This is a genomic window from Streptomyces spinosus, assembly GCF_020400655.1.
Taxonomy (GTDB): Bacteria; Actinomycetota; Actinomycetes; order Streptomycetales; family Streptomycetaceae; genus Streptomyces; species Streptomyces argyrophylli.
In genome coordinates, this window is record NZ_JAINRC010000007.1 from 73,538 (window position 1) to 98,028 (window position 24,491).

Annotated in this window: 25 protein-coding genes; 13 read left to right on the plus strand and 12 right to left on the minus strand. The window is 73.0% G+C overall.

Annotated features, from left to right (window positions below; all coding sequences use genetic code 11):
* The first annotated feature begins 87 nt into the window (after positions 1–87).
* The 4 genes from LG395_RS14875 (at position 88) to LG395_RS14890 (ending at position 1,914) form a co-directional block, all read left to right on the plus strand.
* Entirely contained in the window at positions 88–663 is a 576-nt protein-coding gene (locus tag LG395_RS14875) for an Rv1733c family protein (protein ID WP_171150194.1), read from the plus strand.
* A 154-nt stretch (positions 664–817) separates the two neighbouring features.
* Positions 818–1,315 (plus strand): hypothetical protein, encoded by a 498-nt coding sequence (locus tag LG395_RS14880; RefSeq protein WP_225809952.1) that lies wholly within the window; start codon positions 818–820, stop codon positions 1,313–1,315.
* A 121-nt stretch (positions 1,316–1,436) separates the two neighbouring features.
* A complete protein-coding gene (locus LG395_RS14885) occupies positions 1,437–1,649 on the plus strand; it encodes a helix-turn-helix domain-containing protein (RefSeq protein ID WP_171150195.1) in 213 nt (70 codons plus the stop codon).
* A gap of 103 nt (positions 1,650–1,752) precedes the next feature.
* Positions 1,753–1,914, plus strand: a complete 162-nt coding sequence (locus LG395_RS14890) for a hypothetical protein (protein ID WP_171150196.1) — start codon at positions 1,753–1,755, stop codon at positions 1,912–1,914.
* A 204-nt stretch (positions 1,915–2,118) separates the two neighbouring features.
* Here LG395_RS14890 and LG395_RS14895 read toward each other — a convergent pair whose 3' ends face one another.
* The 6 genes from LG395_RS14895 to LG395_RS14920 all read right to left on the minus strand — a co-directional run bounded on the left by LG395_RS14895 (position 2,119) and on the right by LG395_RS14920 (position 7,578).
* Complete coding sequence (locus LG395_RS14895; protein ID WP_225809953.1) at positions 2,119–2,595, minus strand: MSMEG_6728 family protein; 477 nt, start codon at positions 2,593–2,595, stop codon at positions 2,119–2,121.
* A gap of 115 nt (positions 2,596–2,710) precedes the next feature.
* Positions 2,711–3,163: a hypothetical protein gene (locus tag LG395_RS14900; RefSeq protein ID WP_225809955.1), complete on the minus strand. Its 453-nt coding sequence runs from the start codon at positions 3,161–3,163 to the stop codon at positions 2,711–2,713.
* A 142-nt stretch (positions 3,164–3,305) separates the two neighbouring features.
* Complete coding sequence (locus LG395_RS14905; protein WP_225810230.1) at positions 3,306–4,820, minus strand: FAD-dependent oxidoreductase; 1,515 nt, start codon at positions 4,818–4,820, stop codon at positions 3,306–3,308.
* A 74-nt stretch (positions 4,821–4,894) separates the two neighbouring features.
* Positions 4,895–5,614 carry a class I SAM-dependent methyltransferase gene (locus LG395_RS14910; protein WP_225809957.1) on the minus strand — a complete coding sequence of 240 codons (720 nt, stop codon included), beginning with the start codon at positions 5,612–5,614 and terminating at the stop codon, positions 4,895–4,897.
* Positions 5,615–5,678: 64 nt separating this feature from the next.
* Complete coding sequence (locus tag LG395_RS14915) at positions 5,679–6,866, minus strand: lycopene cyclase family protein (protein ID WP_171150200.1); 1,188 nt, start codon at positions 6,864–6,866, stop codon at positions 5,679–5,681.
* A gap of 559 nt (positions 6,867–7,425) precedes the next feature.
* Positions 7,426–7,578, minus strand: coding sequence for a hypothetical protein (locus LG395_RS14920; protein WP_225809959.1), 153 nt, complete (start codon positions 7,576–7,578; stop codon positions 7,426–7,428).
* 449 nt (positions 7,579–8,027) lie between these two features.
* On the opposite strand from LG395_RS14920, the gene LG395_RS14925 reads away from it, so the two are divergent.
* The 3 genes from LG395_RS14925 to LG395_RS14935 all read left to right on the plus strand — a co-directional run bounded on the left by LG395_RS14925 (position 8,028) and on the right by LG395_RS14935 (position 11,033).
* On the plus strand, positions 8,028–8,723 hold the full coding sequence (locus LG395_RS14925) for a DNA alkylation repair protein (protein WP_225809961.1): 696 nt from the start codon (positions 8,028–8,030) through the stop codon (positions 8,721–8,723).
* Between the two features lie 126 nt (positions 8,724–8,849).
* Entirely contained in the window at positions 8,850–9,482 is a 633-nt protein-coding gene (locus LG395_RS14930) for an AAA family ATPase (protein ID WP_171150203.1), read from the plus strand.
* Positions 9,483–9,848: 366 nt separating this feature from the next.
* Complete coding sequence (locus LG395_RS14935) at positions 9,849–11,033, plus strand: beta-ketoacyl-[acyl-carrier-protein] synthase family protein (protein WP_225809963.1); 1,185 nt, start codon at positions 9,849–9,851, stop codon at positions 11,031–11,033.
* An 82-nt stretch (positions 11,034–11,115) separates the two neighbouring features.
* Here the strand turns inward: LG395_RS14935 and LG395_RS14940 are convergent, their stop codons facing one another.
* Positions 11,116–13,278: an ATP-binding SpoIIE family protein phosphatase gene (locus LG395_RS14940; protein ID WP_225809965.1), complete on the minus strand. Its 2,163-nt coding sequence runs from the start codon at positions 13,276–13,278 to the stop codon at positions 11,116–11,118.
* 242 nt (positions 13,279–13,520) lie between these two features.
* Between LG395_RS14940 and LG395_RS14945 the strand changes: the two genes are divergently transcribed.
* A complete protein-coding gene (locus LG395_RS14945) occupies positions 13,521–14,063 on the plus strand; it encodes a GNAT family N-acetyltransferase (protein ID WP_225809966.1) in 543 nt (180 codons plus the stop codon).
* Between the two features lie 161 nt (positions 14,064–14,224).
* Here LG395_RS14945 and LG395_RS14950 read toward each other — a convergent pair whose 3' ends face one another.
* The 3 genes from LG395_RS14950 to LG395_RS14960 all read right to left on the minus strand — a co-directional run bounded on the left by LG395_RS14950 (position 14,225) and on the right by LG395_RS14960 (position 16,795).
* Complete coding sequence (locus tag LG395_RS14950) at positions 14,225–15,229, minus strand: MerR family transcriptional regulator (protein WP_171150207.1); 1,005 nt, start codon at positions 15,227–15,229, stop codon at positions 14,225–14,227.
* A gap of 3 nt (positions 15,230–15,232) precedes the next feature.
* Positions 15,233–15,946, minus strand: coding sequence for a HEAT repeat domain-containing protein (locus LG395_RS14955; protein ID WP_225809967.1), 714 nt, complete (start codon positions 15,944–15,946; stop codon positions 15,233–15,235).
* A 111-nt stretch (positions 15,947–16,057) separates the two neighbouring features.
* Entirely contained in the window at positions 16,058–16,795 is a 738-nt protein-coding gene (locus LG395_RS14960; protein WP_171150208.1) for a flavodoxin family protein, read from the minus strand.
* Between the two features lie 433 nt (positions 16,796–17,228).
* Here LG395_RS14960 and LG395_RS14965 point away from each other — a divergent pair, with 433 nt between their 5' ends.
* Entirely contained in the window at positions 17,229–17,654 is a 426-nt protein-coding gene (locus LG395_RS14965; protein WP_225809969.1) for a VOC family protein, read from the plus strand.
* A gap of 178 nt (positions 17,655–17,832) precedes the next feature.
* Here the strand turns inward: LG395_RS14965 and LG395_RS14970 are convergent, their stop codons facing one another.
* The gene (locus LG395_RS14970; RefSeq protein ID WP_372463234.1) at positions 17,833–18,996 is read right to left on the minus strand and encodes a diaminopropionate ammonia-lyase; all 1,164 of its coding nucleotides are present in this window, start codon (positions 18,994–18,996) and stop codon (positions 17,833–17,835) included.
* A 101-nt stretch (positions 18,997–19,097) separates the two neighbouring features.
* Between LG395_RS14970 and LG395_RS14975 the strand changes: the two genes are divergently transcribed.
* Positions 19,098–20,018: a LysR family transcriptional regulator gene (locus LG395_RS14975; RefSeq protein ID WP_225809971.1), complete on the plus strand. Its 921-nt coding sequence runs from the start codon at positions 19,098–19,100 to the stop codon at positions 20,016–20,018.
* 50 nt (positions 20,019–20,068) lie between these two features.
* Here the strand turns inward: LG395_RS14975 and LG395_RS14980 are convergent, their stop codons facing one another.
* Positions 20,069–21,067: a LacI family DNA-binding transcriptional regulator gene (locus LG395_RS14980; RefSeq protein ID WP_171150211.1), complete on the minus strand. Its 999-nt coding sequence runs from the start codon at positions 21,065–21,067 to the stop codon at positions 20,069–20,071.
* Positions 21,068–21,331: 264 nt separating this feature from the next.
* On the opposite strand from LG395_RS14980, the gene LG395_RS14985 reads away from it, so the two are divergent.
* Genes LG395_RS14985 through LG395_RS14995 form a run of 3 tightly spaced genes read left to right on the plus strand, consistent with a single transcriptional unit; the run spans position 21,332 to position 24,475 of the window.
* Positions 21,332–22,666, plus strand: coding sequence for an ABC transporter substrate-binding protein (locus tag LG395_RS14985; protein ID WP_225809972.1), 1,335 nt, complete (start codon positions 21,332–21,334; stop codon positions 22,664–22,666).
* 7 nt (positions 22,667–22,673) lie between these two features.
* On the plus strand, positions 22,674–23,621 hold the full coding sequence (locus LG395_RS14990) for a carbohydrate ABC transporter permease (RefSeq protein ID WP_225809974.1): 948 nt from the start codon (positions 22,674–22,676) through the stop codon (positions 23,619–23,621).
* A 47-nt stretch (positions 23,622–23,668) separates the two neighbouring features.
* Positions 23,669–24,475, plus strand: a complete 807-nt coding sequence (locus LG395_RS14995) for a carbohydrate ABC transporter permease (RefSeq protein ID WP_225810232.1) — start codon at positions 23,669–23,671, stop codon at positions 24,473–24,475.
* The last annotated feature ends 16 nt before the right edge of the window (positions 24,476–24,491 follow it).

Consider the following 24,491-nt stretch of genomic DNA (forward strand, 5'->3'; position numbering starts at 1 on the left):
CGCGTCCCGGTTCCCCCGCCCCCCGCGTCCACGCCGGAAGGAGGACACGTGCCCCGTCGCCATTCGCCGCCTCCCGAGGAGTTGCCCGTGGTCACGCTCCGGCGCCTGAGACGCAACCCCCTGTGCCGCCGCAGCGACCTGGTCCGTGCGTGGGCCGGTCTCTGCCTGCTGTCGGCCGCGCTGGCAGCCACCCCCGCCGCCATGGTCCTCGTCGGCGACGCCGCCCACCGCCACTACGCCCGCGCCGCCCGGCACCAGGCCGCCACCCGTCACCAGACCACCGCCGTCCTCCTCGAGGACGCCCGGGACCACCCCGAACCCGGGTCCGCCGAGCCCAGGAAGACCCGCTACCCGGCCGAGGTCCGCTTCACCGACCCCCTCGGGCGCACCCGCACCGCCACCGCCGACGTCCAGCCCGCCCTGGCCAAGGGCAGCGCGGTCCGTGTCTGGGCCGGCACCGACGGGACGATCCGCGACCCACCGATGAGCCCTCGTGAGGTCCACAGCCGCGCCATGGGATCGGCCGTCATCGCCGCCCTCGGCGTCCACGCCGCGGCAGCCGCCGCCTACGGCGCCACCTGTCTCGTCATCCGGCGCCGCAACCTCGCCGCGTGGGACACCGCCTGGGCCCGGACGGCTCCCCGCTGGACGACGTCGCCGTAGGCCGCGGCCGGCCGAGGGCCCGCGCACGACGGGGGCGGCAGTGACGGAGACGGTGGGGGGCGGCGGCGCTCCGGACGGAACCCGGAGGCAACGGGCGACGACCTGGCGTACGGTCAGTCCGTGACCCGTACCCGGAGATCCAGACGGTGAGCCGGTGAGCGGCTGGTGGGCTTACCTGGAGGAACGGACGCGCCGGGAAGTGGACGCCGAAGTGGTGCGGGACCGCCGCGTGCCGGCGGTCAAGGCGGTCCTGGACGCCCTGCGCCCGCTGGGGTTGGGCTTGTTCGAGGCGGAGCGGGTGGTCCACGCGCGCTACGCGGCTCTCGCCGGCCAGGTACGGCGCACACCGCCCGATCCGCTCGACGTCCCCTCGCTCGCCGCCCGTTCCGCAGCCCTCCCGGGCCGGGTGGCCGCGGTCGAGGCCGTGTGGGACGGCGACACGGTGCACGACTGGTTCGTGCTCCTGATCGCGGTCCTGGAGGATCCGGACGGGGAGGGCCACCTGGCGACCGTCTGCCGCCGCCGTGGCGGCCCTCCTCCGGCGACGGCCGCAACCGAGGCCGGCCGGGCGCCGGCCGGCCACCTTGGCGTGCCGTTCCACTTCGCCTCCCCGGACGTCCCCGACGCCGGCATGGGCCGGGTGACGTTCTGACGCCCTGTCCGGCACGCGTCCTGCGCCGCAGCTCCCGCGACCGGCAAGGTTCGCCCCGCATGGGTCGCGCCCACGCGGGAAACCGGTGATCACGTTTCGGCGATGCGGGAGGAGATTCTCCATGCACAAGGGCAAGTGGATAACAGGCAGCGCGCGCAAGGAGTTGGCCGAGGCCTTCACCAAGGAGTACCGGGAGGGACAGTCGATCCGTGCCATAGCCGAGGCTCATGGCCGGTCGTACGGCTTCGTGCACCGGGTGCTCACCGAAGCCGGCGCGCCTCTCAGGGCACGGGGCGGTGACGTCCGTACCAGCGCGGCCCATTCGGCGCGGTAACAGCCGCGTCCCCGGCCGCCAGAGGCTGCACCACCGGTTTTCAGGGTAGCCGGACCTCATGGGGCCCCCGACGAGAGCAGGGCACCCTGGCGAGAGGAGTGTCATGTCAGGAGTTCTCCAGCGCATCAAGCAGTTCGCCAACAGCCCGCAGGGCCGGCGCACGATCGAGCAGGTGCGCCGTACCGCGTCCGATCCGCGCCGTCGAGCCCAGGCACAGCGGCTCATCGGCAAGCTGCGCTCCCGGCGTTCGGGTTCGGGCATCTGACCGTCCCAGCGGTGGCCGGGGAGCGGCGCACACGGGCCGGGCGGTCCGCGACGGCACGCCGGCGGCGCCGAGGCGGTCGAAGGCGGCGCACCTCTCGGCCCCGCCGGTCGTGAGGTCGTGAGGTCCGACGCGCGGAAGCCGCGCGGGCCTCGCCGGCCCCGCCCCGCCCCGCCGGGAACCCGCCGCATCGTGCGGCGTCACCGGTCAGGCAGTCGTCCCCTCCCGGTCGGAGGACGGCCACACGTAGGGCAGGTCGTCCGGCACGCCGGGGAACACGGGTGCGTAGGTGTCCCGGTCCTTGCGGACGAGCGCGGACTGGTGGCTGCGGTGGAAGGCCTCGTCACCGAGCCACGGCGGGAGTTCGCCCGCGGCTGCCAGAGCGGGCTGGTCACGCACGTGTGCGCCCGGACGGCCCGCCGCGTATCCGGCGATCAGTGACGCGGCACAGCTGTCCTGGTGCCCCTGCTCGCGCCAGACCCGGCAGACTTCGAGTCCGTAGCGGACCAGGGCCTCCTCGTAGCCGCTCCACATGCGCACGGCCGGGTGCCTGCGCCAGCCGTATCCGGGAACGGTCAGGCCGCGCAGGACCTGGAGCGCCTCGACCCGCTGCTTGCCGAGGCGGCGCCGGTCCAGGATCAGGGCGGAGCGCCGGAAGTCGGCATCTGGCAGGAACGTCTGCATGGTCGCCGTCCTGGAAGTCATGGAGCGGGTGCGGGAGTTGGGCTGGTCCGGGTTTGCTCGCAGGTGTGCCGCCGGGGCCGGCGGACCCGGCGGTCCCGCCCGGTGCGGGAGGCGGTCAGCCGTCCCCGGCCGGGGGGCTCGCCGTGTGGCCGAGGCGTCCGAGGGTGCGGCGCGCCTCCTTCATCTCCGCCTCGTACAGGTGGTCCCGGCCCTGGGCGAGTGCGTTCACCACACTGCGTTCCAGCTCCCGGAACGGCCCGTAGTAGGTGTCGTTGTAGGCCTCGACGATCTGGAAGGTCCAGTGACCGGGGATGACGTCGCGGCCCAGGATCTCCGCCTCGGCCTTCGCCGCCCACTCGGTGTGCCCGGCCTCGCGCAGCAGCCGTACCGCCCGTTCCAGTTCGAGGTCGGCCCCGCCGGTCAGCTGGTGGAAGCTGTACAGATGGCCGCGGGCGCGCTCCGTGGTCTCCAGAGCCTTCGACAGCGAGCCGAGGGCTTCCACGGTCAGGTCGTCGACACCTTCCGGGCGGCGGTAGCGGTGGTCGGGCCCGCCCTGGCACTCGTTCATGGCACTCCCTGGGTGCTGTGGCTCTGTCGGTTCCCGCATCCCTTCCCGCCGCGCCCGGCGACCGCGTGCGGCGTGGGCCGCACGGGTGACGGGTCGTCGTGTGCGGCGCGCTCGCCCGCGACCGCCACGCGCCGGCGGCCGGTCACCGCGTGCCGGAGCCCCGGGCGGCGGCGCCGGCCAGGCCCCGCAGCAGGGCGTTCCGGCCGTGCCGCGGAACCGTCCACAGGGTCACTCCCCGCACGCCCCACTGCTCCAGCAGGGCGTTGGCCGCGAGGAAGCCGGTCGTCGCGGCCCGTTCCATGAGCGCCACGGGCAGGCCGGTGCGGACGAGGTCGCCGGCCACCATGAGGTGGGGGTCCGGGGTGCGGACGGCCGGCCGGTCGCCGTGACCGCCCACCGGGAACAGCGGGCAGTCGTCGCGCCATTCGTGGCGGGCGTCGACGATCGTGGCGTCGCGCGTCTCCGGATAGACGCGGTGCATCTGTTCGATCAGGCGCTTCTCCTCGACGTCCCGGGCGGCGTCGGCCGGGACCGCGTAGGCGTGCAGCTCCACCACGGACCCCCCGGTGCGGGCGGCCCAGTGGGCGGCCTCGTCCTCCCAGCGCTCCAGGACACTGACGTTGTCCAGGGTGCCGAATCCGCCGGTGCCCAGGAAGCCCGGACGGTCCGGTGCCACGGGACGGTCCAGCCACAGCCTGGTCACCAGGAACGGCGGGGCGTTGCGCAGCCGTGCGATCCGCTCGCGCCACGGGGCGTCGCCCAGCAGGTCCGAGCGGGCGACGAGGCCGCGCAGGCCCGCGGTGTCCAGGGCGAGGACGACGGCGTCGTGATGCCGTTCGTCCCGGTCCGTGACGACCTGGTGACCGCCGCCGCGCCTCGGTGTGACGTGTTCGACGGCCGTGGCGGTGCGCACCTCGGCGCCGTGCCGCCGCAGGTGACCGGCCAGGGGCTCCCACAGGGCGGCCGGGAAGGGCGCGCGGGGCACGTCGAAGAGCAGGCCCTCGGCCGAGCCGAGGAAGTAGACGTGGAACATCAGCGCCATCTCGGCCGCCGAGAGCTGCCGGGGGTCGGCGAAGAAGCTGCGCGAGAACACCTCGAAGGCGAGGTGCCGGGCCTTTTCGGGGAAGCGGACGGCGTCGAGGAACGCATGGGCGCTGACGTGGTCGAGCCGGTCGTAGATCTCGGGGACGCGGACGTCGAGCAACGGCAGGGCCGCGACCGGGTTCATGCGGCGCATGTCCCGCAGGGTGAAGGTGGGGCTGAGCGCGGCGAAGCCGAGCGCGCTCCAGGGCGGGGTGCGCGGGACGCGGCGGAAGCTGTCGCGCGTTCCGCCGGCGTGCAGCAGCGGGTAGTCGGGCAGACCGGTCAGTCGCCGCAGGCCGGGGTCGGTACGGCGGAGCAGCCCGCGCAGGTTGTAGTACTGGCGGAAGAAGGCGTGGAAGCCCCGGCTCATGGTGACCCGGGTGCCGTCCCGCAGGGTGGTCGGCCAGCCCCCGGCGCGCCCGCCGAGGTACGGCTGCCGCTCGTACAGCGTCACGGCCACCCCGCGTTCGGCGAGCGCCGTGGCGGCGGCGAGACCGGCGATGCCGCCGCCGACGACGGCGACGCTGGGGCGGGGCCCGGCGACGCGCGGGGCACCGGGCGGCGCCGGCAGCATGCGGGCCCGCCGGTCCCGGCCCGGACGACCGCCGTCCGGCCGCTCGGCCGCGGTCGCCCCCCACTGCGCCGCGGTCATCGCGCGTTCTCCGCGCGCCGGGCGACGACGGTGTGGGTGATGCCGGTCTGCCATCCCGGCAGGGGCAGCGTCCGGACCCGCTCGAACCCGGCCGTGCGGACGCGGGCGGCCAGGCGGTCGACGGTGTCGAACTCGACCACGCTGCGCCACAGGTGGCGGTACAGCCCGCCGTCCCCGAGGACGGACGCCACGGGCTGTACGAGGCCGCGGCAGACCAGGCTCCACCCCGCTCGGTCGGCGCGGCGGCCGCTGAGGGTGTACTCGTGCACGCCGAGCCGGCCGCCGGGCACGAGCAGGTCCCGTACGGCGGTGAGGACGGCGTCGGGATCGGACACGTTGCGCAGCAGGTAGGCGGCGAAGACCGCGTCGAACGGGCCGGTGACGCCCGCCTCGGCCAGCCGTTCCGCCGGTGCCCGCACGAAGGTCACCCCCCGCGCCCAGGGTTTGGCGGCGGCCCGCCGCAGCATGCCGGCGGAGGCGTCGACGGCGGTGAGGTGCGCGGCCGGCAGGACGGCGCGCAGCGCGGCCGTCGAGGCGCCCGTGCCACAGCCCAGGTCCAGCAGGCGCAGGCCCGCTCCGGACCCGGGCAGGCCGAGACGGCGTACCGAGCGCCGCAGGTGGCCGTGGTAGCCGGGGTTGGCGGCCACCAGCGCGTCGTAGCCGCGGGCGGCGTGGTCGAAGGCGGCGGTGAGGTCCTCGTCGCGCAGCAGCGTCATGCGGTCTCCAGGTCGGTGCGGTGGGGGTGGCCGGTCGGGCGGGGCGGTGGAGCGGAGCGGTGGATCAGTCGAACGGGCGGCGGGGCAGGAGGGGCAGTTCGAGCGCCGAGCGGAGCATCGGGCCGATCGGGGTGCGCAGGCCGATGGCGAGGTCCTCGCGCAGGCGGGTGCGTCCGTCGAGGAAGCGCAGCAGCCGGGGGGCCGGCACGTGGGCGAACAGGCCGCAGAACAGCGCGGGGCCGTCGGCCCGGCCGCTGGCCAGGGCGCGCAGGAGTACGGCGTCCATGGCGCGGGACCGGGCGGAGTGGGCGGCGGGCGGCACCGGCCGCCGCCCCCGGCGCAGGGCGGCGGCGACGGCCCGCGTCTGGCGTTGCAGACCGGCGAAGGTGTAGCCGGTGGCCGGGCGGGTGGCGCCGCCGGCGGCACCGATGCGGAAGACGGATGCCCCGACCTGCCGGGGCATCGGCGCGTCCGTCATCGGGATGACGCCCGTCTCGGTGGACAGGACCTGTGTGTCGCCGAGGCGCAGCACGTCGTCGGCGTAGTGCCGCACCGCCGCCTCGTACTCGCCGTCGGTGAGTGTCCGGGGTGAGAACTCCGTGTACTCGACGAGGGCCTCGTGCGGTCCGACGGGCAGGACGTAGCCGAACGAGAGGCCGTCGGCGGGCTGCGGGGTGCGGAAGTCCATGAGGTCGACGGTGCCGGGGTCGAAGACCGGGCGCGCGGTGCGGACGAACCAGCCGTGGAAGTGCTGGAGCAGGGTGGTGCGGGCGGCGGGCAGGCTGCCGGGCGGGCGGGAGTCGAACACCCAGCGGGCGGTCAGTACCCGGGCTTCGCCGCCGGCGCTCCGCACCTGGACGCGGGCTCCGCCCTCGACGTCCTCCACGGTCTCGACGGTGGCCTCCAGGCGCCGTACGTTCGGGCTGCGCGCCAGGTCCCGTCCGACCAGCCCCTCGAAGTCGTCGGACCGGATCATCTTGTACCGCAGCGGCGCGAGGTCCCCTTCGATCGGGTCGCCCGTGGGGGGCCGTACCCGCAGGTGCCCCCAGGAGGCCGTCAGCGCGCCGTCGAAGCGCCCCTGGCCCGGCTCCCAGAAGCACCAGGTGCGGCGCGGTGGGCGCAGCGGACCCGGTGGGGCGTCCACCAGCAGCACCGACGGCGTCCGCAGGCCCCGCGCGTGGCCGGCCAGACGGTGGGCCAGGGACAGTCCCGCGGCTCCGCCGCCCAGAACGGCCACCTCCGCCTCGAACACGACGGCTCCTTCCGCGCTGTGGGTGCACGTGCTCTGCCTCTCTTCCCGCCGGAGTGCCCGAACGGACGCGGGTCACCCGGATGCGGCACGCGGAGATCACGGCCGACGGCGCTGCGGACGACCTCACCGCGGATGTCCGGGCGCCGGCGTGGACGGTCGCCGCGCCGGCGACAGCTGACGTGGGAGCGCCGGGTAGGCGCGCGGGGAGGACGGGGCGGCCGTGCGGCGCGGTTCCGCCGTGCGCCGGACGGCTGGTGCCCGTCGCGTCTCAGGGCGCCGTCGCGGGACGGTCCCGTGCGCTGCGGCACCCGGAAGTGCCACCGGTACGGGCTCGCCCCGCGCGGCACTCCGTACGCGGACCGGGCTCCGCTGCCGGTGTGCGACGGCGGCCGACAGCCGTCCGCGACGGCAGGCCCGGTCCCCGGCGCGACGGGCGCCGACAGGGCCCCTGTGCCGGGCGCCGTCGCGGGGCCTTCCCCTCCCGGCGCGGCGTCAGCTCCGCCGGCTGGAACGTGTCGCGTTCGAGGCGCAGTCCACGCGCGGCGGTGATCATCACTACTCACGGCCCGGGGTCGCCGGGTGCGAGCGGGGCCGCCTCCTCGGCCGCGTCCATCGCCTCCCTCAGCACGACCTCGGAGCGGGCCACGCGGTCGGCCTCGACCGTGTAGGCGGATCCGGTGCCCCGAGCCGTCCAGGCCCGGTCGAGGCGCACCCGGGCACGGACGGTGGCGGCGGCCGCAGTCCTCCGGCCGGGCGGCCCGCCAGGCGTTCAGCCAGACGTCGTCCCGTTCGGCCACCTGCCGCAGGAGTTCCCTCCGGGACCAGCGTTCGTCCCAGTCCCGGCCGGCCTTCCCCGCATGGGCCCCCGCGGCTCGCCAGTCACCGCTCCACGCCGCCCGCGCCACAGCGTCGACGGCCTGGGCACGGTGAGCGGGCACGGGTGGACCGGCACGGCTCGTGTCGAGTCGTTCGAGGGAGGGCAGTCCATGGGCGGCCGGGTCGAACCGGGCACGAATCCAGAGCGCGCCTCCCGCTCGGCGGACAAGGCTTCTCGCCCGGTTCGCGGGCTCCCGGTCCCGCCGGTGCGCGAAGTCGGCCGGCCATTCCTTCGCTGCGGGCACGGCGGCGCGCACGGGTGGTCCCGCGCTAACGTCCACCGTCATGACGTTCACTTCCCTCAAGGACTTACGGGCCGAGCTGCGAAATCTGGCGGAGCCCGACGTGCGGGCGCAACTGGAGCGTGTGCTCACCCCCGCGCAGGACGACGAACTGCTCGGCGTACGCGTGCCGGTGCTGCGCAAGCTGGCGCGCGCCTACCGCGGCCTGTCCCTCGACGACGTGGACGTACTGCTGCGCAGCCGTGTCCACGAGGAGCGCTTCGCCGGGCTGCTGGTCCTGGCCGAGCGGGTGCGCACGACGAGCGGCGCAGAGCGCAGGGCGCTCGTCGACTTCTATCTGGCGCGCACCGAGTGCGTGGACAACTGGGACCTGGTCGACGGTTCCGCGCACGTCGTACTGGGGCCGTGGCTGCTGGAGGGGGATCTGCGGGTCCTGGACGAACTCGCCGCGTCGGCGCGGCTGTGGGACCGCCGGATCGCGGTGCTCGCCACGCTGGCGCTGATCCGCGCGGGACGCTTCGAGCCGACGCTCCGCCTGGTCCTGACGTTGCGCCAGGACCCGGAGGCACTGATCCACAAGGCGCTCGGCTGGATGCTGCGGGAGATCGGCCGCCGGGACGAACCGCTCATGGTGGCCTTCCTCGAACGGCATCTGCACGAGCTGCCGCGCGTCACCGTACGCTATGCGACGGAGCGGCTGGCACCGGCCGAACGGGCCCGGTTCGTCAGAGCGCGATAGAGCCGGGCACGAACGCCGGCGCGGCCCGCCGAAGTGGCGGGCAACGGGATGTCCCAGACCACTGCCCATGGGCGAAGGCTGACGCATACGGCCGGCGACCGCCCCGGCCGCCGTAGGCTCGCGTGCATGCTCCTGTGGATCAACGGTCCCTTCGGTGGCGGCAAGACGCAGACCGCGTACGAACTCCGGCGTCGGCTCGCGGACAGCGTCGTCTGCGACCCCGAACACGTCGGCTTCGGTCTGCACCGCATGACGCCCCCGTCCCTGCGCGGCGACTTCCAGGATCTCCCCGCCTGGCGGCAGGGGGTGTTCGAAGTGCTCGACCACGTCCTGAGCAGGCACGAGGGGACGGTGATCGTGCCCATGACGGTCGTGGAGCCGGCGTACTTCCGCGAGACCGTGGGCCGCCTGCGCGAGCGTGGCCATGACGTGCGGCACTTCGCGCTGCTGGCCGAGCGTGAGACGGTGCTGCGTCGGCTGCGCGAGCGCGGCTTCGGACACGTTGTCCGGTTCGTCGCGGGCAAGAACGCTCCCCTGCGTCGCGAGAGCTTCGCCGTGTCCAGGCTCGACCACTGTCTGGAGCGCCTGCGCGCACGGGAGTTCGGGGACCAGGTGTGGACCGACCACCTCACCGTGCCCGAGGTTGCCGAGCACATCGCCGCTGCCGCCGGCCTGGCACTCGCCCCGAACAGGGACGGAGCACTGCGAGGACGTGCGCGGCGGGCCTGGACGGGGATCAGGCACATCCGGTTCGACTGAGCGCCTGCCTCCAACCTCGGAAGAAGGAGCACACCCGCTCCCCCACGCGTAGTCACGGCCCCGTGTCACCGACGGGTGCTCAAGTCCTCCGCACGAGGACGCCCTTGCCCGCACTGAGCCGGGGACCGCTCCCGCGCTCCCCGGGGTAAGCGGTGTGTGCGGTGTCACGCGCCTTCGATGCCGCCTAAGTTGTCTGCATCACAGCGGAAATGTCCATTTAGCGTCCATGCTCGAAACGGATACCGGCCCCCGAAGTGGGGCTTATCGGCATCCCTTTGGGCATGAAGCAGCAAAGTGGCTTGCGCCACAACATTCGCTAAATGTCCTTTTTCTCCCATTTCCCCTGTTCCGCCGGGAAGGTGCACCATGGCCGCTTACCTCTGTCCTCCTGCCGTGATCCACGGCGAGCACCCCGTGAAGACCAGCCAGATCGTGGCGGAGGTGCGCGACCGGCACCCGCACGCCGCGTGGGCGCCGCGGATCGACGGCATCGCGGCCAGTACGGGCATCGAGACCCGAGGGTGGATGCTGCCGCTGGAGACCGCCGTCGCACCCGGCAAGGGCGGCGGCCTGCGGTCCGTCGGCGTCGAGCCGGCCCAGGAGGCACTGGCACGCGACGGGTTCACCCAGCAGGACGTGGACCGCGTGATCGCCGCACTGGAGGCGATACCCACGCCGCAGACCGTCCAGGAGCGCACCGGGCCGGCCTGGGAGGCCGTGCAGTCCTACGGAGAGCGAGCGGCGCGCGGGGCCCTTCAGATCGCCGGGTTGGACACCGCGGACATCGACTGCCTGATCACCAGTCACTCCACCACCCCCGCGCTGCCGGGTCTGGACATAGCCCTGGCCAACAGGCTTCCGCTGCGCGAGGACGTGATGCTGCTGCCGGCCACGCAGTGGGCCTGCATCGCCGGGACCCGCTCCCTGGCACTGGCCGCTGACCTCGTCGCCGCGGACCCCGACCGCGTGGTCCTGGTCGTCGTCTCGGAGGCGCTGAGCACGACCTACCAGCCCGCGGACGACACCCTCGAGTCGCTGATCGTCCGGCTGCTGTTCGCGGACACCGCGGTCGCCGCGGTGGTCACGGGCCGCCCCCGGCGCGAGTCGGTGCTGCGGCTGGACGCCGCCTGGCACCACACGCTGCCCGGCACCCAGGACCTGCACCGCCTGGAGACGCGTGCGGACGGCACCCACTTCCTGATGGACCGGCGCGGGCCGCGCGCCGTACAGGAGACGGTCACCGCGATGTGGGAGTGGCTGCGCGTGCGTTACCAGGACCACCCCGAGGCCTGGCACCCCGACGTGCTGCTCGCGCACCCCGGCGGCACCCGGGTGCTGGAGTACATGGAGCAGACGATGCCGGACGCCTGGCCGTCCGGACTGCTGGACTTCAGCCGGGCCAGCTACACCACCGGCAACCGCGGGGGCGCCGCCGTGTTCGACATCCTGCGGCGGGCGCATGACGCCGGGCAGAAGCCGGGCAGCCGCGCCGTTCTCTACGCGGCGGCACCGGGCCTCACCGCCACCGCCCTGGAAGGGGAGTGGCTGTAGTACGGATTCGCCCCACCGGTACCGGTACCCGGGCACCCGTACCGGTGCGGGTCCCGGCGGGCACATCGCCCCCCTGGCCGTGTCACCTCGCGACCTTCGCCCACACCACCTTGCCGGTGTCCGTCCACCGGACCCCCCACCGGGTGGTGAGCCTGTGCGCGATGTGCAGGCCGCGACCGCCGTCGGCGAGCAGGCCGCCCCGCCTCAGACGCGGCCTGCCGCTGCCGGTGTCGCCCACCTCGCACAGCAGGCCGTGACCGGACCTGATCAGCCGTACCGTGATGGGTCCGGTGGCGAAGCGCACGGCGTTCGTGACCAGCTCGCTGATCAGCAGGACCACGTCGTCGCGGGTGTCGTCCCTCGTGCGCCACTGCCGCAGCAGCACGGAGACCTGCGTACGGGCACGGGCGGGGGCGTCGTCCCGGGCGGGCAGCCGCCAGGTCGCGGTGTCCCCCTTGCGGTAGCCGATCATCCGTGCCAGGAGCAGGGTCACGTCGTCGCGCTGGCGCGCGGGTCCCAGCGTGGAGACGACATGCCGTGCCGCCCGCTGCAGGGCGTCCCAGGGGTGCACGGTGGACACGGCGTCCGCCAGCCTGCCGATGCCCTCGTCGATCGACACGGCCGGGTCCTCCACCAGGCCGTCGGTGTAGAGGGCGAGCAGGGAACCCGGCGGTGCGCTGAACGTGTGCACGTCGAACGGTTCCCGCAGTGCGAACTCGGCGCCGAGGCCGGGATGGGTGCGGACCTCCAGCGGGCCCGCGTGACCGTCCGGGGAGACCAGGACCGGTGGGAGGTGGCCTGCGCTGGACAGTGTCACGCGGTGGCTGACCGGGTCGTAGAGGGCGATGCAGCAGGTCGAGCCGAGGGCGCTGTAGCCGGCCGTCAGCCCGGAATCGGCGTCGTCCAGCAGTGAGACGGTCTCGTCCAGGTGCTCCAGTACCTCGTCCGGCGCCAGTCCGGCGGACAGCAGCGCGCGGGCCTCCATACTCAGCTGGCCCATGGTGGCCGCGGCTCCCAGACCGTGCCCGACGACGTCGCCGACCACGAGTGCGGTGCGGCCGTCCGGCAGCGGGAAGCTGTTCACCCAGTCGCCGCCGACACCCGCGCTGTCCGGGGTGGCGGGCTGGTAGACGCTGGCTATCTCGATCGTGTCGCCACCGGTGCGGGGCAGGAGCCGGCGCTGCAGGGCCAGCACCTGGGTGTGCTCGCGCTGGTGCTGACGAGCCAGGTCGACGTGGTGGGCGGTCCTGGCGACCAGTTCCTGCAGGTCGAGCAGTTCGCTGTCACGGAACGGGGAGTCCGCCCGCCGCCAGACCTCCGCCACGCCCAGCACGACGGGCGGCGCGCCGTCCAGGACCAGCGGTACGCACGCCACACCCGCCGACCGGTCGCCGGGTACGAGGGCCCGCACGACTCGTGGACTGCCGAGCACCCGCTCGACGGCCTCCCGGTCGGGTATGACGATGGTCTGCGGGGCGTCGTCCCGCAGGACGGCCTGCGCCAGCAGGCGGCTCGCGTCGCCGGGGAGGTCCTCGCCCGGGGTCACGTAGCCCTCGGGCCACGCCCGGTCCGGCACCAGGGCCGCCCGCCGCAGCCGGATGCGCCCCTTGGACCGGCCGGTGACCCCCTCGCCCGTCCACACGGCGAAGTCCAGGTCGACGGCGGCCACGTCCCCCCAGGCCAGCAGGGACTCCGCCAGCGACTGCGCGGTCTCGCCGATGTCCAGCGAGGTGCCGATCGCGGTCTCGGCGGCGTAGAGGTGCAGCCTCCTGGCCATCGCGATCAGGGAGACGGTCAGTCCCTCCTCGGGCGCCGCGGCGGGCAGGATGCTCATCGACACGACCAGCTCCGACCCGTCGCCGCGCCGCAGGCGCTGGATGCGCGCCACGTGCGCCTCGCCGGTCTCCAGGACCTGCCGCAGCCGCCGGGTGACCGTCGGTACGTCCCCGCGGGGCAGGAGACCGACGAAGGGCCTGCCGACCACGGCTTCCAGACCCGCGAACACCGGGGCGTCCAGATTGCAGCGGGTGATGATCAGGTACCTGTCCAGGTTGACCGCGCCGAGGATCTGCTCCTGTCGGCCGGCCGCCGGGTCCTCGGGTGGCCGCCGACGCCTGGTGCGGTCGCCCCGCGCGTCGGCGGGACGGGCGTCCCCTGCCGCTCCGCCGCGCGGGATGTAGCGCCCCAAGGCCCTGCTGACCAGGTCGAACGCGGAGGAGGGCGATGGGGAGGGTGTGGAGTCCATGGAGCTCTCTCAGCAATCCCCGGCGCAGCGCCGGGGCCGTACTCGGACCCGTGCGACGGGGTCCCGAGAGCCCCGGCCGCACACCTCATTGAATAACAGCGGGGGTCGCTTCGCCCACACGGCGGCACCGCGAGGCGGGTCGGCGACGGGCCGCTGCGGCGGCACCGCGGACACGGTCGGCGTGTGCCGGAAGTGCCTGGTGAGGATGGCGGAGGGCCCGTTCCGTGATCCAGAATGAGGAGATGGTCACGCTCGAGACTCCGCGGCTGGTCCTGCGTCGCTGGCGCGAGGAGGACGTCGCGCCCATGGCCGCCATCCATGCCGACCCCGAGGTCATGCGGTGGATCCGGGACGGCAGCGTCCGTGACGAACAGCAGACCCGCCGCGGGATCGAGGCGTGGGAGAGCGAGTGGGAGTCACAGGGCTTCGGCCTGTTCGCCCTGGAGCTCCGGTCCACCGGCAAGCTGGCCGGCTTCACCGGCCTGTCGGTGCCCCACTTCCTGCCGGAGGTGATGCCGGCGGTCGAGGTCGGCTGGCGGCTGGGACGTTCCCACTGGGGGCAGGGCCTGGCCACCGAGGCGGCTGCGGCCGCCGTACGGTTCGGCTTCGAAGAGCGGGGGCTGGAGCGGATCGTCAGCATCGCTCAGGTGGGCAACGACGCCTCCGAACGGATCATGACCAAACTGGGTATGCGTCCGGTCCGTGAGACCGTCAGTCCCGCCGGCGGGCGGCGGGTCCGGGTGTTCGAGTTGTCGTCGGACCGGTACGTCACCACCACGCGTTGACGGCGGCGACGAGGACGACGGCCTCGCTGCCGCCTCGCCGTGACCGTGGCCGGCTCAGCCGGCACACGTCGGTCCTCCACTCCCGCCCTCCCGCGGGCCCCCTGCGGTTGCGGCCCCCGGCGCTCCCCCTTGGCGCTCCCCCAGCCGTCAGCAGGGACCCGTCACCGTGCGCCGCGCAGCCGCAGGAGGTACGCCGCGGTCAGCGCGACGGCACGGTCCGGGTCGTGGGACAGCTCCACGAGGACCCGCGACGCCCTCGGTCCCGGGATGCCCGCCAGCGCCTGGGTCAGCCGCCCGCGCGCGGGCGCTCCCGTGGCGTCGTGGGCGAGGCGGTCGACGAGCAGGGCCGCGATCTCGTCCGCCGTCACGGTGTCGCCGGCCAGCACGCTCAGCGCATCGGCCGCGTCGGTGTCGTTCCTCCCCTCCACGATCATGTCGATGAGCACCGGGACCGCATCGGCCAGACCGCGTGTGCCGAGCGCCAGAGCCGCGTGCCCGCGCACCACGACGTCGGGGTGGGCGAGGGCGTCACGCAGGCGCGCGGTGGCCTCCCCGCCGGGCATCTCGGCGAGGCACTGAACGGCACGTTCCCGCACCGCGGCCACCGGTGAGCCGAGGCCCTCCGCCAGCAGTGCCGCGCCTGTGCCGCCCGATCGCGCCAGCGCCCATCGAAGGGCCCCGGCGACGTTCGGGTCCGCCTCGCCGAGTGCCGCCTCGACCAGGGCCTCCACCGGTACCGGTACCTCGTCGGCTGAGGAGAGGGCCGCGCGCTGGCGTGCGTCGGCGTTCTTCGACCCCAGGGCCTGGAGCAACGCGACGACTTGGAGGACGTCCTCCCAGCCGGCGGGGTCCGCGGCGCGGATGCGGCGCAGCCGCGTGAGCAGCTCGGTCTCGGCCGCGATGCGGTCGCGCGTCTCGCGGACGAGGTCGTCGACGAGTGCCGCGGGCGTGAAGCCGGGGTCGTCGAGCGCGCGTCCGACCTCACGCAGCGACAGTCCCAGCGACCTCAGGCTCTCGATGTGGAAGATCCTGCGCATGTCCTCGCGGGAGTACTCCCGGTATCCGGAGCCCGTACGACCCGAGGGGCGCACCAGACCGAGCGACTCGTAGTGCCGGAGCATGCGGGCGCTGACCCCGGACCGTCGCGCCACCTCACTGATCAGCACGCCCTATCGTTCCTCCTGGCCGGGACCGCCGAGCACCACGATGCGCTTCGCCTCCTCGATCGCGAACCCGAAACCGGCGTCCGGGTCGCGCAGCAGCTGTCGCGTGGCGAGCGCGTGCGCTCGTACACCGGGGTCAGGGGCCATCATCGCAGGACCGAGAGCCGGGACGATCACTTCCCCCAGCGCGACCAGTGCCCGGCTGAGACTCAGCCGTGTCTCCCGGTCGCCGCGTCCGAGCTGCGTCGCCAACACCGTGGCCAGCGCGGGTTCCTCGCCCTCCGGTACGAGCACGACCGCGGCCCGCCAGGCGGTCCGCGCCACCTCGTCGTCGGCGTCGGTCAGCAGTGTCCGTGTGATCGCCGGCCATGCCCGCCGGTCCCCGATCTTGGACAGCGTGTGCAGCGCCTGGCTCCGTGCCCGCGCACGCTCCGAGCGGACTTCGCGGAGCAGTACGGGAAGCGTCAGGGACACCGGGTGGCGGGTGAGCGCCCAGGTCAGCATGTCGCGGACGAAGAACTCGGGCTCGACCGCGCATCGCTCGACGAGCTTGTCGACGAAGCGCGGGTCGGGTGTCGTCCCGGCCGCCATGGCGGTCCGCAGCCGCACGGTCGGCCGGCTGTCCTCCAGCCCGTGGAGCACGCGTGCCGTGTCCGTGTCCGTGTGCGTCTCCGTGTCCGTGTGCGTGTCCGCGCCTGTGTCCTGTCCCGGGATCGTCATCGCGACCACCTCCTCGGCATGCAGTGAAGACCTTGTCACCGTGTCAAGGTCAAACAGCAGTCCGTGGGTGTGACCGCGCGGCGCGGCCGGCCGCTCGGCGACTGACGACGTCTAGCGGTGCTCGGGATTCTCGTAGTCGTGGCGGCAGCCCGCGTCCCAGGCGGTGCGCTGGTTGCCGTAGGCGGGGATGCCGCCGAGGTCCTTCAGGGCACGGGCCAGGTGCAGCAGGTTCCAGGTCATGAAGGTGGTGTTGCGGTTGGTGAAGTCGTTCTCCGGACCGCCCGAGCCGGGGTCGAGGTAGGAGGGGCCGGGCCCTGCCTCACCGATCCACCCGGCGTCCGCCTGAGGCGGGATGGTGTACCCGAGGTGCTGGAGACTGTAGAGGACGTTCATGGCGCAGTGCTTGACACCGTCCTCGTTGCCGGTGATCAGACAGCCGCCGACACGGCCGTAGTACGCGTACTGACCGGCGTCGTTCAGCAGACTGGAACAGGCGTAGAGGCGTTCGATCACCTGCTTCATCACCGAGCTGTTGTCACCCAGCCAGATCGGTCCCGCCAGTACGAGGATGTCGGCCCCCATGACCTGGCGGTACAGGTCGGGCCAGGCGTCCGTCTCCCAGCCGTGCTCCCTCATGTCGGGCCACACGCCGGTGGCGATGTCGAGGTCCACCGCCCGGACGACATCGACCCCTACGCCCTGGGCGTCCATGATCGCGGTGCTCCGGTCGATCAGCCCCTGGGTGTTGCTCGTCTCCGGCGAGCGTTTGAGGGTGCAGTTGATCACCAGGGCCCGCAGGTCGTCGTACCGGGCCGGAGGTGTCTCGGTGGAGGGCGACGAAGCGGTCATGCGGTCCTCCTGGATCGTTGCCGCAGCCCCTGCGCGGCGGCGGCGCCCACATCCAGACCAGCCTGTGGGCCGTCCCCTGCCGGCGCCACCACAGCACCTCCGAATGGCCGGGGCACCCCGGCGACGCCGGCATGGCCGGCCGGCCCCGCGGCTCGGCTGGAGAAGGCGGCGCGCGCCGCTCCGCCGAGACCGTAGGTCATTGACCTCCGCGGTGGCGGCGGAGGGTGTGTCCCTCTCTTTGCCGTGACGGAGGGTCAGGCACTAGAGTCGATCATGTGACTGCCGGGTCGGCCATGGGCCATACACGAGTAGGGCACCCGGCCTCGGCGTGAGCCCGAGGCGGGCCAGAGCCCCGCCATCTCTCCGCGTCTTGCCCCCGAGCGCCCGCACGCGGTGCCCCCAGCGGATCCAGGACCTGGAGATGAATCGACCTATGTCACATGAGCAGCAGCGTCGGCACGAACTCGGCTCGCCGGCCACCGTCCAGCTGAACCACACCGCCGTTCACGCGACGGACCGTCGGCTGTCGGCCGAGTTCATCGCCGCGATCCTCGGTCTGGAGGTCGGCGCCCCCTTCGGGCCGTTCCTCCCCGTCGACCTGGGCAACGGCGTCACGCTCGACTACTACGAGAAGCGCGACGAGCCGATCCAGTCGCAGCACTACGCGTTCCTCGTGCCCGACGACCGGTTCGGCACCATGATCGCCCGCCTGGAGACGGTCGGTGTCACCTACTACGCCGACCCCGGCCACACCGAGCCCGGCCGTATCAACCGTCTCTTCGGTGGCCGCGGCGCCTACTTCGAGGACCCGGACGGCCACAACATGGAGATCATGACCCGGCCGTACGTCCGGCCCTAGGAGGCCGCCGAACGGCGTCGAGCCCCGGCTCGCCCGGAGCCGGTCGGGGCAGCCCCGTGTCGGCGCGCCCCGAGCAGCAGCCCGTTCGCGATCCCGCCCACCGTACGCCGCCCGTCCTCGGGGCCGGCCGCGGGCACACACCGGACCATCACCGCCGTGTCCGGGCCGGGAACGACGGTCAGCAGCCCGTTACCGGGTGCGGATTGGCAGCAGCGCCCTCGGTGCTCAGCAGCACGACCACCGAGGACGGTCCCAGTCCCAGTGCCCTGCGGCGTTCCCCGGCGCCCGCGCCCGTGAGCGCCGCGCGCAGACCGGCGAGCGACGCGGCCCCGCAGGGGCCCGAGGAGACACCGGCGGCGGCGAGGACGCCGGCGGCGCGGGAGCTGTCGGCGTCCGTGACGGCGACCGCGGCGTCCAGTCCGTCCCGCAGGTGGGGCCACGCGATGCTGGACGGGGTGCCGCAGTTCAGCCCCGCCATGGTGGTCTTCCCCGTGGGGACGCTGACGGGTGCGCCCAGCCTGAGGCTCTCCAGGACGCACGGCGCGGCCTCCGGCTCCACCGACAGCAGCGCCGGGGCGTTCCCGGAGGGGCGGCTGCGGTAGTGGGTGACCACGGCCTGCGCCAAGGACCCCACGCCCACCGGTACGGAGACGAGATCGGGCCCGTCCGCGACCCCTTCGGCCCCCAACTGCTCGTCGGTCTCGGCGCAGAGGGTGGAGTAGCCCTCGACGATCCACCGCGGGACCCGTTCGTAGCCCGGCCAGGCGGTGTCCTGGACCAGGACCGCGTCCGGCGCGGCAGCCGCCTCGGCCGCCAGGCGCACGGCCTCGTCGTACGGCCCCGGCACCTCGGTGACCTTGGCCTGTTCGGCGACGATGGCCGCCACGGCCCGGGGGTGCACGCCCTGCGGAACGAACACGTGGGCCTCCTGGCCGAGGCGGCGTGCGACACGGGCCACGGCGCGGCCGTGGTTGCCGTCGGTGGCGGTCACGAGGGTGACCGGGGCCGGTTCGCCGTTCGCCGCCCGCTCGGCCAGGACGCGGTGGACGGCCCAGGACACGCCCAGGGCCTTGAACGCGGGCAGTCCCAGGCGGCACGACTCGTCCTTGACGAACACCCGGCCGACACCCCACGCGCCGGCGAGGGACGGCAGTTCGGTCAGCGGGGTGGGCGTGTAGTCGGGCAGCGAGAGGTGGAAGGCCCGCACCCCGGCCGGCGCGGGTTCACACCGCCAGGCACGGGCGGCGGAGCGCGCGAACCACGGCAGCGGACGGGAGGAGGCGTTGCCGGGGGCGTGGCCGGGGACGTTGTCGGGGGCACCGCCAGGGGCGTTGTCAGGCACAGGATCATGGTGCGGCGGGCCCGTACGATCGGTCCAGCGGATGTTTTCGACCTATGCTCATCGGCAGAACCGACCGATCGGCACGACGGAGCGGGCGTGACATGTTCGATCTGCACCGACTGCGCCTGCTCCGGGAGCTCAAGCACCGCGGCACGCTGGCGGCCGTCGCCGCCGCCCTGTCCTACGCCCCCTCCTCCGTCTCCCAGCAGCTCTCGCTGTTGGAGAGCGAGGTCGGTGTCCCGCTGCTGGAGCCGGTCGGGCGGCGGGTACGGCTGACCGAGCAGGCCGAGATCCTCGTCGCCCACACCGAAGCGGTCCTCGAACGCCTCGAGCGCGCGGAGGCGGACATCGCCGCCTCGCTGTCCGACCTGACCGGCACCCTGCGCATCGCCTCGTTCCAGACAGCCGCCCTGGCCCTCGTCCCCACCGCGCTCGGCCTGCTGCGCGAGCGGCACCCGCACCTGCGTGTCCACGTCACGCACATGGAGCCGGAGAAGGCCCTGCCCGCGCTGCACGCCCGCGACTTCGACCTCGTCCTCGCCGAGGAGTACCCGGGCAACCCCAACCCCCGCCCCGCCGAACTCGAACAGGAGGACCTGCTCGACGACCCCCTGCACCTCGCCCTGCCGACACCGGCCGGCACAGCGGACGGCAAGGGCCCGACCGCTGCGCTGCGTTCCCTCGCCGACCACCCCTGGGTGATGGAACCGGAGGGCACCGCGGCCCGGCACTGGGCCGTGACCCTGTGCCGCAACGCCGGCTTCGAACCCGACGTGCGGTTCGAGACCACCGACCTGCTGCTCCACCTCCGCCTCGTCGAGCAGGGGCACGCCGCCGCCCTCCTGCCCGGCCTCGTCGGAACCGGACAGTCCCCGACGGTCACGCTGCGGCCGCTCCCCCGCGGTCAGCGCGTCCGTCGCATCCTCACCGTCGTACGCCGTGGCCGCGGCCGGCACCCTGCCGTGCGGGCGTGCCGGAAGGCCCTGCGCCGCGCGGTCGGCCTGCGCTCCGACCCCGCGTGACGGGGCCGGTCCCGGCGGCACCGGCCACCCTGACCGGGTGAGGGGCGGACCTACGCGGACTCGCGCAGCCGGAGTTCCGCGCGGGCCACGAGATCGTCGGGGCCGAGCGGACTGTCACCGGTCAGGAGACGGGCCGCTTGTTCGACGGCGAGTGCTCCGAGCCGGCGGATGTCCAGGGCCACGCTGGACAGCGGGGGCTCGACCAGCGTGCCGAGCGTCACTCCGTCGAAGCCGATCACGGCCAGGTCGCGCGGCACCTGTCGTCCCGTCCGGCGGGCGGCACGGAGCGCGCCGATGGCGATGACGTCGTTGAAGGCGAACACCGCGGTCACGTCGGGATGCCGGCCGAGGAGGAGTTCCAGCGCCTCCTCGCCGCCCCGCACGCTCTGCTCCGCGCGGCACACCGGTCCGTCACCGAGTCCGCAGGCGGTCAGCGCGTCGGCGAACCACGCGTGCCGGACGCTCGGCTCGGTGCGAGCCGCGTGGTCGAGCATGCCGATGCGCCGGTGTCCTGCCTGGGCGAGGTGGGAGACGGCCGCCCTGACGCCGTCCCGTCCGTCGATGCGGATGGAGCTGAAGCGTTCGGCGTCCTCGCCCCGGTCGATGAGGACGACCGGCAGCCCCCGCGTCCACTGCTCGATCTCGCTCTCGCTCCGGCTGAAGTAGCCGACGACCGCGTCCACTTGGGAGGCGATCACCTGGAGGGTACCGAGCTCCTCCTGTGCGCTGTCCGCGGTGTCGTAGACCAGGACGTGCCATCCGCGGGCCCGCGCCGCCTCCAGCGCCGCCGCGGCGACCTCGGTGAAGAACGGGTTGAGCAGGTCGGGGATCACCAGACCGACGCTGATCGTGTCCTGGCGCACCAGCCCCCTGGCGAACCGGCTCGGCCGGTATCCCAGCGTCCGCGCGGCCTCGAGCACACGCTGCTTGGTGGAGTCGTCGATCTCCCCCTTGTCGTTCAGCGCGCGTGACACGGTCTGCCGGGACACCCCGGCGGCACGGGCGACGTCATGGATCGTCACCCTGCGGGAACCGGTCCCGGTCGGCACTGTCGGCCACCTCCCCGTCGTGATCCGAAGTCTTGACACTCAACTGCACCCGAGCGCACACTTCCGAACGTTTCACACGCCCGTGAACGTTCCCGTGAACGCTCACGGACGGAAGTTACCGCAGGCTCGCCCCTTTCCGCCACGGTGCCCGGGACCCAGACCGGCACCGTCGCGGCCGTCCACGTCCACCGCGGCATCCCGCCTGAGTGAGTCAACGTCGACCCGGCCGGCGCCCGTCGCCGGTCGTCCTCGGGAACGGAAAACATGAGCAGCACAGTCATGCGCACCCGCCTCGCCACCGTGGCCGCGGCCGCCGGTGTCGCCGTACTCGCCGCGTGCTCCTCGCCCGCGCCGTCGGGAGAGGCGTCGGCGGCCTCGTGCGCGCCCGCCAAGGGCAAGGTCACCCTCCAGTACTGGAACACCGTCCCGGGCATGGACAAGGTCGTGGACCTGTGGAACCGGCGGCATCCGGACATCCGGGTCGAGACGAAGAACATCTCCAACGACCAGTACGGCACCCTCGGGAACGCCCTGAAGGCGGGGAAGGCGCCGGACCTCGCGCAGGTCGGCTACGACGAACTCCCCAACCTGCGCACCCAGAACGCCTTCGTGGACGCCTCGGCGTGCAAGGCGGCCACCGCGGCAGGGTCGAAGTTCGTCCCGTGGACCTGGTCCCAGACCAGCTTCGGCGGCACGGGGGTGTTCGCCCTCCCGCAGGACACCGGCCCGATGGCCCTCTTCGTCCGCCGCGACCTCTTCGAGAAGCACCACGTCGCGATCCCCACCACCTGGGACGAGTACGCGTCCGCGGCACGGAAGCTGCACAAGGCGGATCCGGACCTCGCCATCACGTTCTTCGACCCGAACAACGCCGAGTGGTTCAACGGGCTGCTCTGGCAGAACGACGCGAAGATGTACGGGTACTCCGACGACAAGTGGCAGGTCACCGTCGACTCGGAGCGCAGCAGGCAGGTGGCGGCGTACTGGCAGAAGCTGATCTCCGGCAAGCTCGTGCGCACCGACCTCGCCAACGGTTCGACGCAGATGTACGCCGCGTACCAGAAGGACCGGATCGCCAGCTATGTCGGTGCCGCCTGGGGCTACAGCATGTTCCGCGACAACCTGCCCAAGCAGGCCGGCAAGTGGTCGGTCGTCCCGATGCCGACCTGGGGCACGGACGGCACGTCGGGTGACTGGGGCGGGTCGACCGTCGCGTTCATGAAGGGGAGCAAGCACCTGTACGAGTCGGTGGAGTTCAACACCTGGCTGAACACCGATCCGCAGGCGCTGGCGATGGAGAACGAGCTGGGCGGGCTGTACCCCGCCGCCACTGCCGGGCTGCGGCTTCCCTCGTTGCGGAAGGGGGTCGCGTACTACGGCAACGAGAAGATCTTCGACGTCTTCGCCGAGTCGTCCAAGAAGATCGACACGAACTTCGCCTGGGGTCCCACGCAGAAGACGGTGAACCTGGCCTTGCAGGACGCGATGGCCAAGGCGGCGGCCGGCGACGGCACGCTCACCGACGCGCTGACGGCCGCCCAGGGGGCCGCGCTGACATCGATGAAGGACCAGGCGATCCCGGTCGCGGCGGGCAAGTGACCGCGGCATGACCGACACCGCAGCCCGTGCGACATCCGTGGTGGCGCCGGTCCGCGCCCGCCGCCGGCTCCACGGCGGCGGGCCCCGGGCGGGCACCGTCGCCGCGTTCCTGACCCCCTTCTTCCTGCCGTTCCTGCTGTTCTACCTGGTGCCCGTCGGCTACGCGCTCTGGCAGAGCCTCCGGGTGGTGCGCCGCACCGGCGGACAGTACGGGACCTCGTACACCGCCTTCGGTGGTCTGGAGCAGTACGGGCAGGTGCTGCGGAACACCGAGTTCTGGTCCAGCATCGGCCGCATCGGACTGTTCGGCGTCGTGCAGGTGCCGGTCATGCTGTTCGTCGCCCTGGTCATCGCGCTGCTGCTGGACACTCCGCTGCTGAAGCTCAAGGCGTTCTTCCGTATCACCGCGTTCATGCCGTACGCGGTGCCCGGAGTCATCGCCGCGATCATGTGGTCGTACCTGTACTCGCCCCAGCTCAGCCCCGTCGTCGACCTGCTGAACGGCGTCGGCCTCGAGCCGGACTTCCTCGGCCCGGGTGCCGTGCTGTGGTCGACCGCCAACGTCTCCACCTGGCTGTGGACCGGCTACAACATGCTGATCATGTTCTCGGCGCTGCAGTCGATCCCGCAGGAGCTCTACGAAGCCGCGAGGATCGACGGCGCCGGCAACTGGACGATCGCGTGGCGGATCAAGGTCCCGATCATCGCCCCGTCGATCGTCCTGACCTCGGTTTTCTCGATCATCGGCACGCTCCAGCTGTACGCCGAGCCGGCCGTGCTGCGCCAGATCTCCTCGAACATCTCCAGCACGTTCACGCCGAACATGCTCGCGTACACGGTGGCCTCGGGGAACAACTACCAGCAGGCCGCGGCGATCTCCGTGGTCATCGCCGTCATCACCTTCGTGTTGAGCTTCGGGTTCATGCGACTGACCGCGAAGAGGGCCGGGCTGTGAGCAACCCCTCCGTGATCCGTGAGAGCCGCGTCAGCCGTACGGCCGTCATGGCCCTGATGCTGCTCCTGGCCGTCTACTTCCTGCTGCCCGTCTACTTCCTCGTCGTCGCGGCGACGAAGCCGCAGGGCGACCTCGCCTCGACCAACGGGCTGGTGTTCTCGCACTTCAACCTGTTCGAGAACCTCCGCGTCCTGTTCACGCGCAGCGACGGCATCTTCGGCCGCTGGGCCCTCAACACCGTCGTCTACGCGGTGCTGGGCGCGGCCGTGGGCACCCTGATCTCCGCGCTGTGCGGCTACGCCCTCGCCAAGTTCCGCTTCCGCGGCCGGGAGGTGCTGTTCTCCGTCATCCTCGGCGGCGTCCTCGTCCCCACCACCGCGCTCGCCCTGCCGCTGTTCCTGCTGTTCTCGGCGACCGGGCTCGTCAACACCTATCTCGCGGTCTTCCTGCCCAGCGTCGTCAGCCCGTTCGGCGTCTACCTGGCGCGCGTCTTCGCGAACGCGTCCGTCCCGCAGGAGCTGATCGAGTCGGCGCGGCTGGACGGCGCGGGTGAGTTCCGCACGTTCTTCTCGGTGGCGTTCCGGCTGATGGCGCCGGCCCTGGTGACCATCTTCCTGTTCCAGTTCGTGGCCATCTGGAACAACTTCTTCCTGCCGATGGTGATGCTGCAGAAGGAGTCCCTGTTCCCGATCACGCTCGGCCTGTACGAGTGGAACGGCCAGACCGCCCGCGCCCCGCTGCTCCAGCAGTCCGTGATCACCGGCTCGCTGGTGTCGATCGTGCCCGTGATCGTCGTGTTCGTGCTCCTCCAGCGGTTCTGGCGGACCGGGCTCGCCGCCGGGTCCCTGAAGTGACGTCCGTCCCCCTCGC

Excerpts from the sequence above, each read along its gene's own strand:
- LG395_RS14885 (WP_171150195.1), top strand. The coding sequence starts at position 1,437 with ATGCACAAGGGCAAGTGGATAACAGGCAGCGCGCGCAAGGAGTTGGCC.
- LG395_RS14890 (WP_171150196.1), top strand. The coding sequence starts at position 1,753 with ATGTCAGGAGTTCTCCAGCGCATCAAGCAGTTCGCCAACAGCCCGCAG.
- LG395_RS14895 (WP_225809953.1), bottom strand. The coding sequence starts at position 2,595 with ATGCAGACGTTCCTGCCAGATGCCGACTTCCGGCGCTCCGCCCTGATC.
- LG395_RS14900 (WP_225809955.1), bottom strand. The coding sequence starts at position 3,163 with ATGAACGAGTGCCAGGGCGGGCCCGACCACCGCTACCGCCGCCCGGAA.
- LG395_RS14905 (WP_225810230.1), bottom strand. The coding sequence starts at position 4,820 with ATGCTGCCGGCGCCGCCCGGTGCCCCGCGCGTCGCCGGGCCCCGCCCC.
- LG395_RS14910 (WP_225809957.1), bottom strand. The coding sequence starts at position 5,614 with ATGACGCTGCTGCGCGACGAGGACCTCACCGCCGCCTTCGACCACGCC.
- LG395_RS14925 (WP_225809961.1), top strand. The coding sequence starts at position 8,028 with ATGACGTTCACTTCCCTCAAGGACTTACGGGCCGAGCTGCGAAATCTG.
- LG395_RS14930 (WP_171150203.1), top strand. The coding sequence starts at position 8,850 with ATGCTCCTGTGGATCAACGGTCCCTTCGGTGGCGGCAAGACGCAGACC.
- LG395_RS14935 (WP_225809963.1), top strand. The coding sequence starts at position 9,849 with ATGGCCGCTTACCTCTGTCCTCCTGCCGTGATCCACGGCGAGCACCCC.
- LG395_RS14940 (WP_225809965.1), bottom strand. The coding sequence starts at position 13,278 with ATGGACTCCACACCCTCCCCATCGCCCTCCTCCGCGTTCGACCTGGTC.
- LG395_RS14945 (WP_225809966.1), top strand. The coding sequence starts at position 13,521 with ATGGTCACGCTCGAGACTCCGCGGCTGGTCCTGCGTCGCTGGCGCGAG.
- LG395_RS14955 (WP_225809967.1), bottom strand. The coding sequence starts at position 15,946 with ATGACGATCCCGGGACAGGACACAGGCGCGGACACGCACACGGACACG.
- LG395_RS14960 (WP_171150208.1), bottom strand. The coding sequence starts at position 16,795 with ATGACCGCTTCGTCGCCCTCCACCGAGACACCTCCGGCCCGGTACGAC.
- LG395_RS14965 (WP_225809969.1), top strand. The coding sequence starts at position 17,229 with ATGTCACATGAGCAGCAGCGTCGGCACGAACTCGGCTCGCCGGCCACC.
- LG395_RS14975 (WP_225809971.1), top strand. The coding sequence starts at position 19,098 with ATGTTCGATCTGCACCGACTGCGCCTGCTCCGGGAGCTCAAGCACCGC.
- LG395_RS14985 (WP_225809972.1), top strand. The coding sequence starts at position 21,332 with ATGAGCAGCACAGTCATGCGCACCCGCCTCGCCACCGTGGCCGCGGCC.
- LG395_RS14990 (WP_225809974.1), top strand. The coding sequence starts at position 22,674 with ATGACCGACACCGCAGCCCGTGCGACATCCGTGGTGGCGCCGGTCCGC.
- LG395_RS14995 (WP_225810232.1), top strand. The coding sequence starts at position 23,669 with ATGGCCCTGATGCTGCTCCTGGCCGTCTACTTCCTGCTGCCCGTCTAC.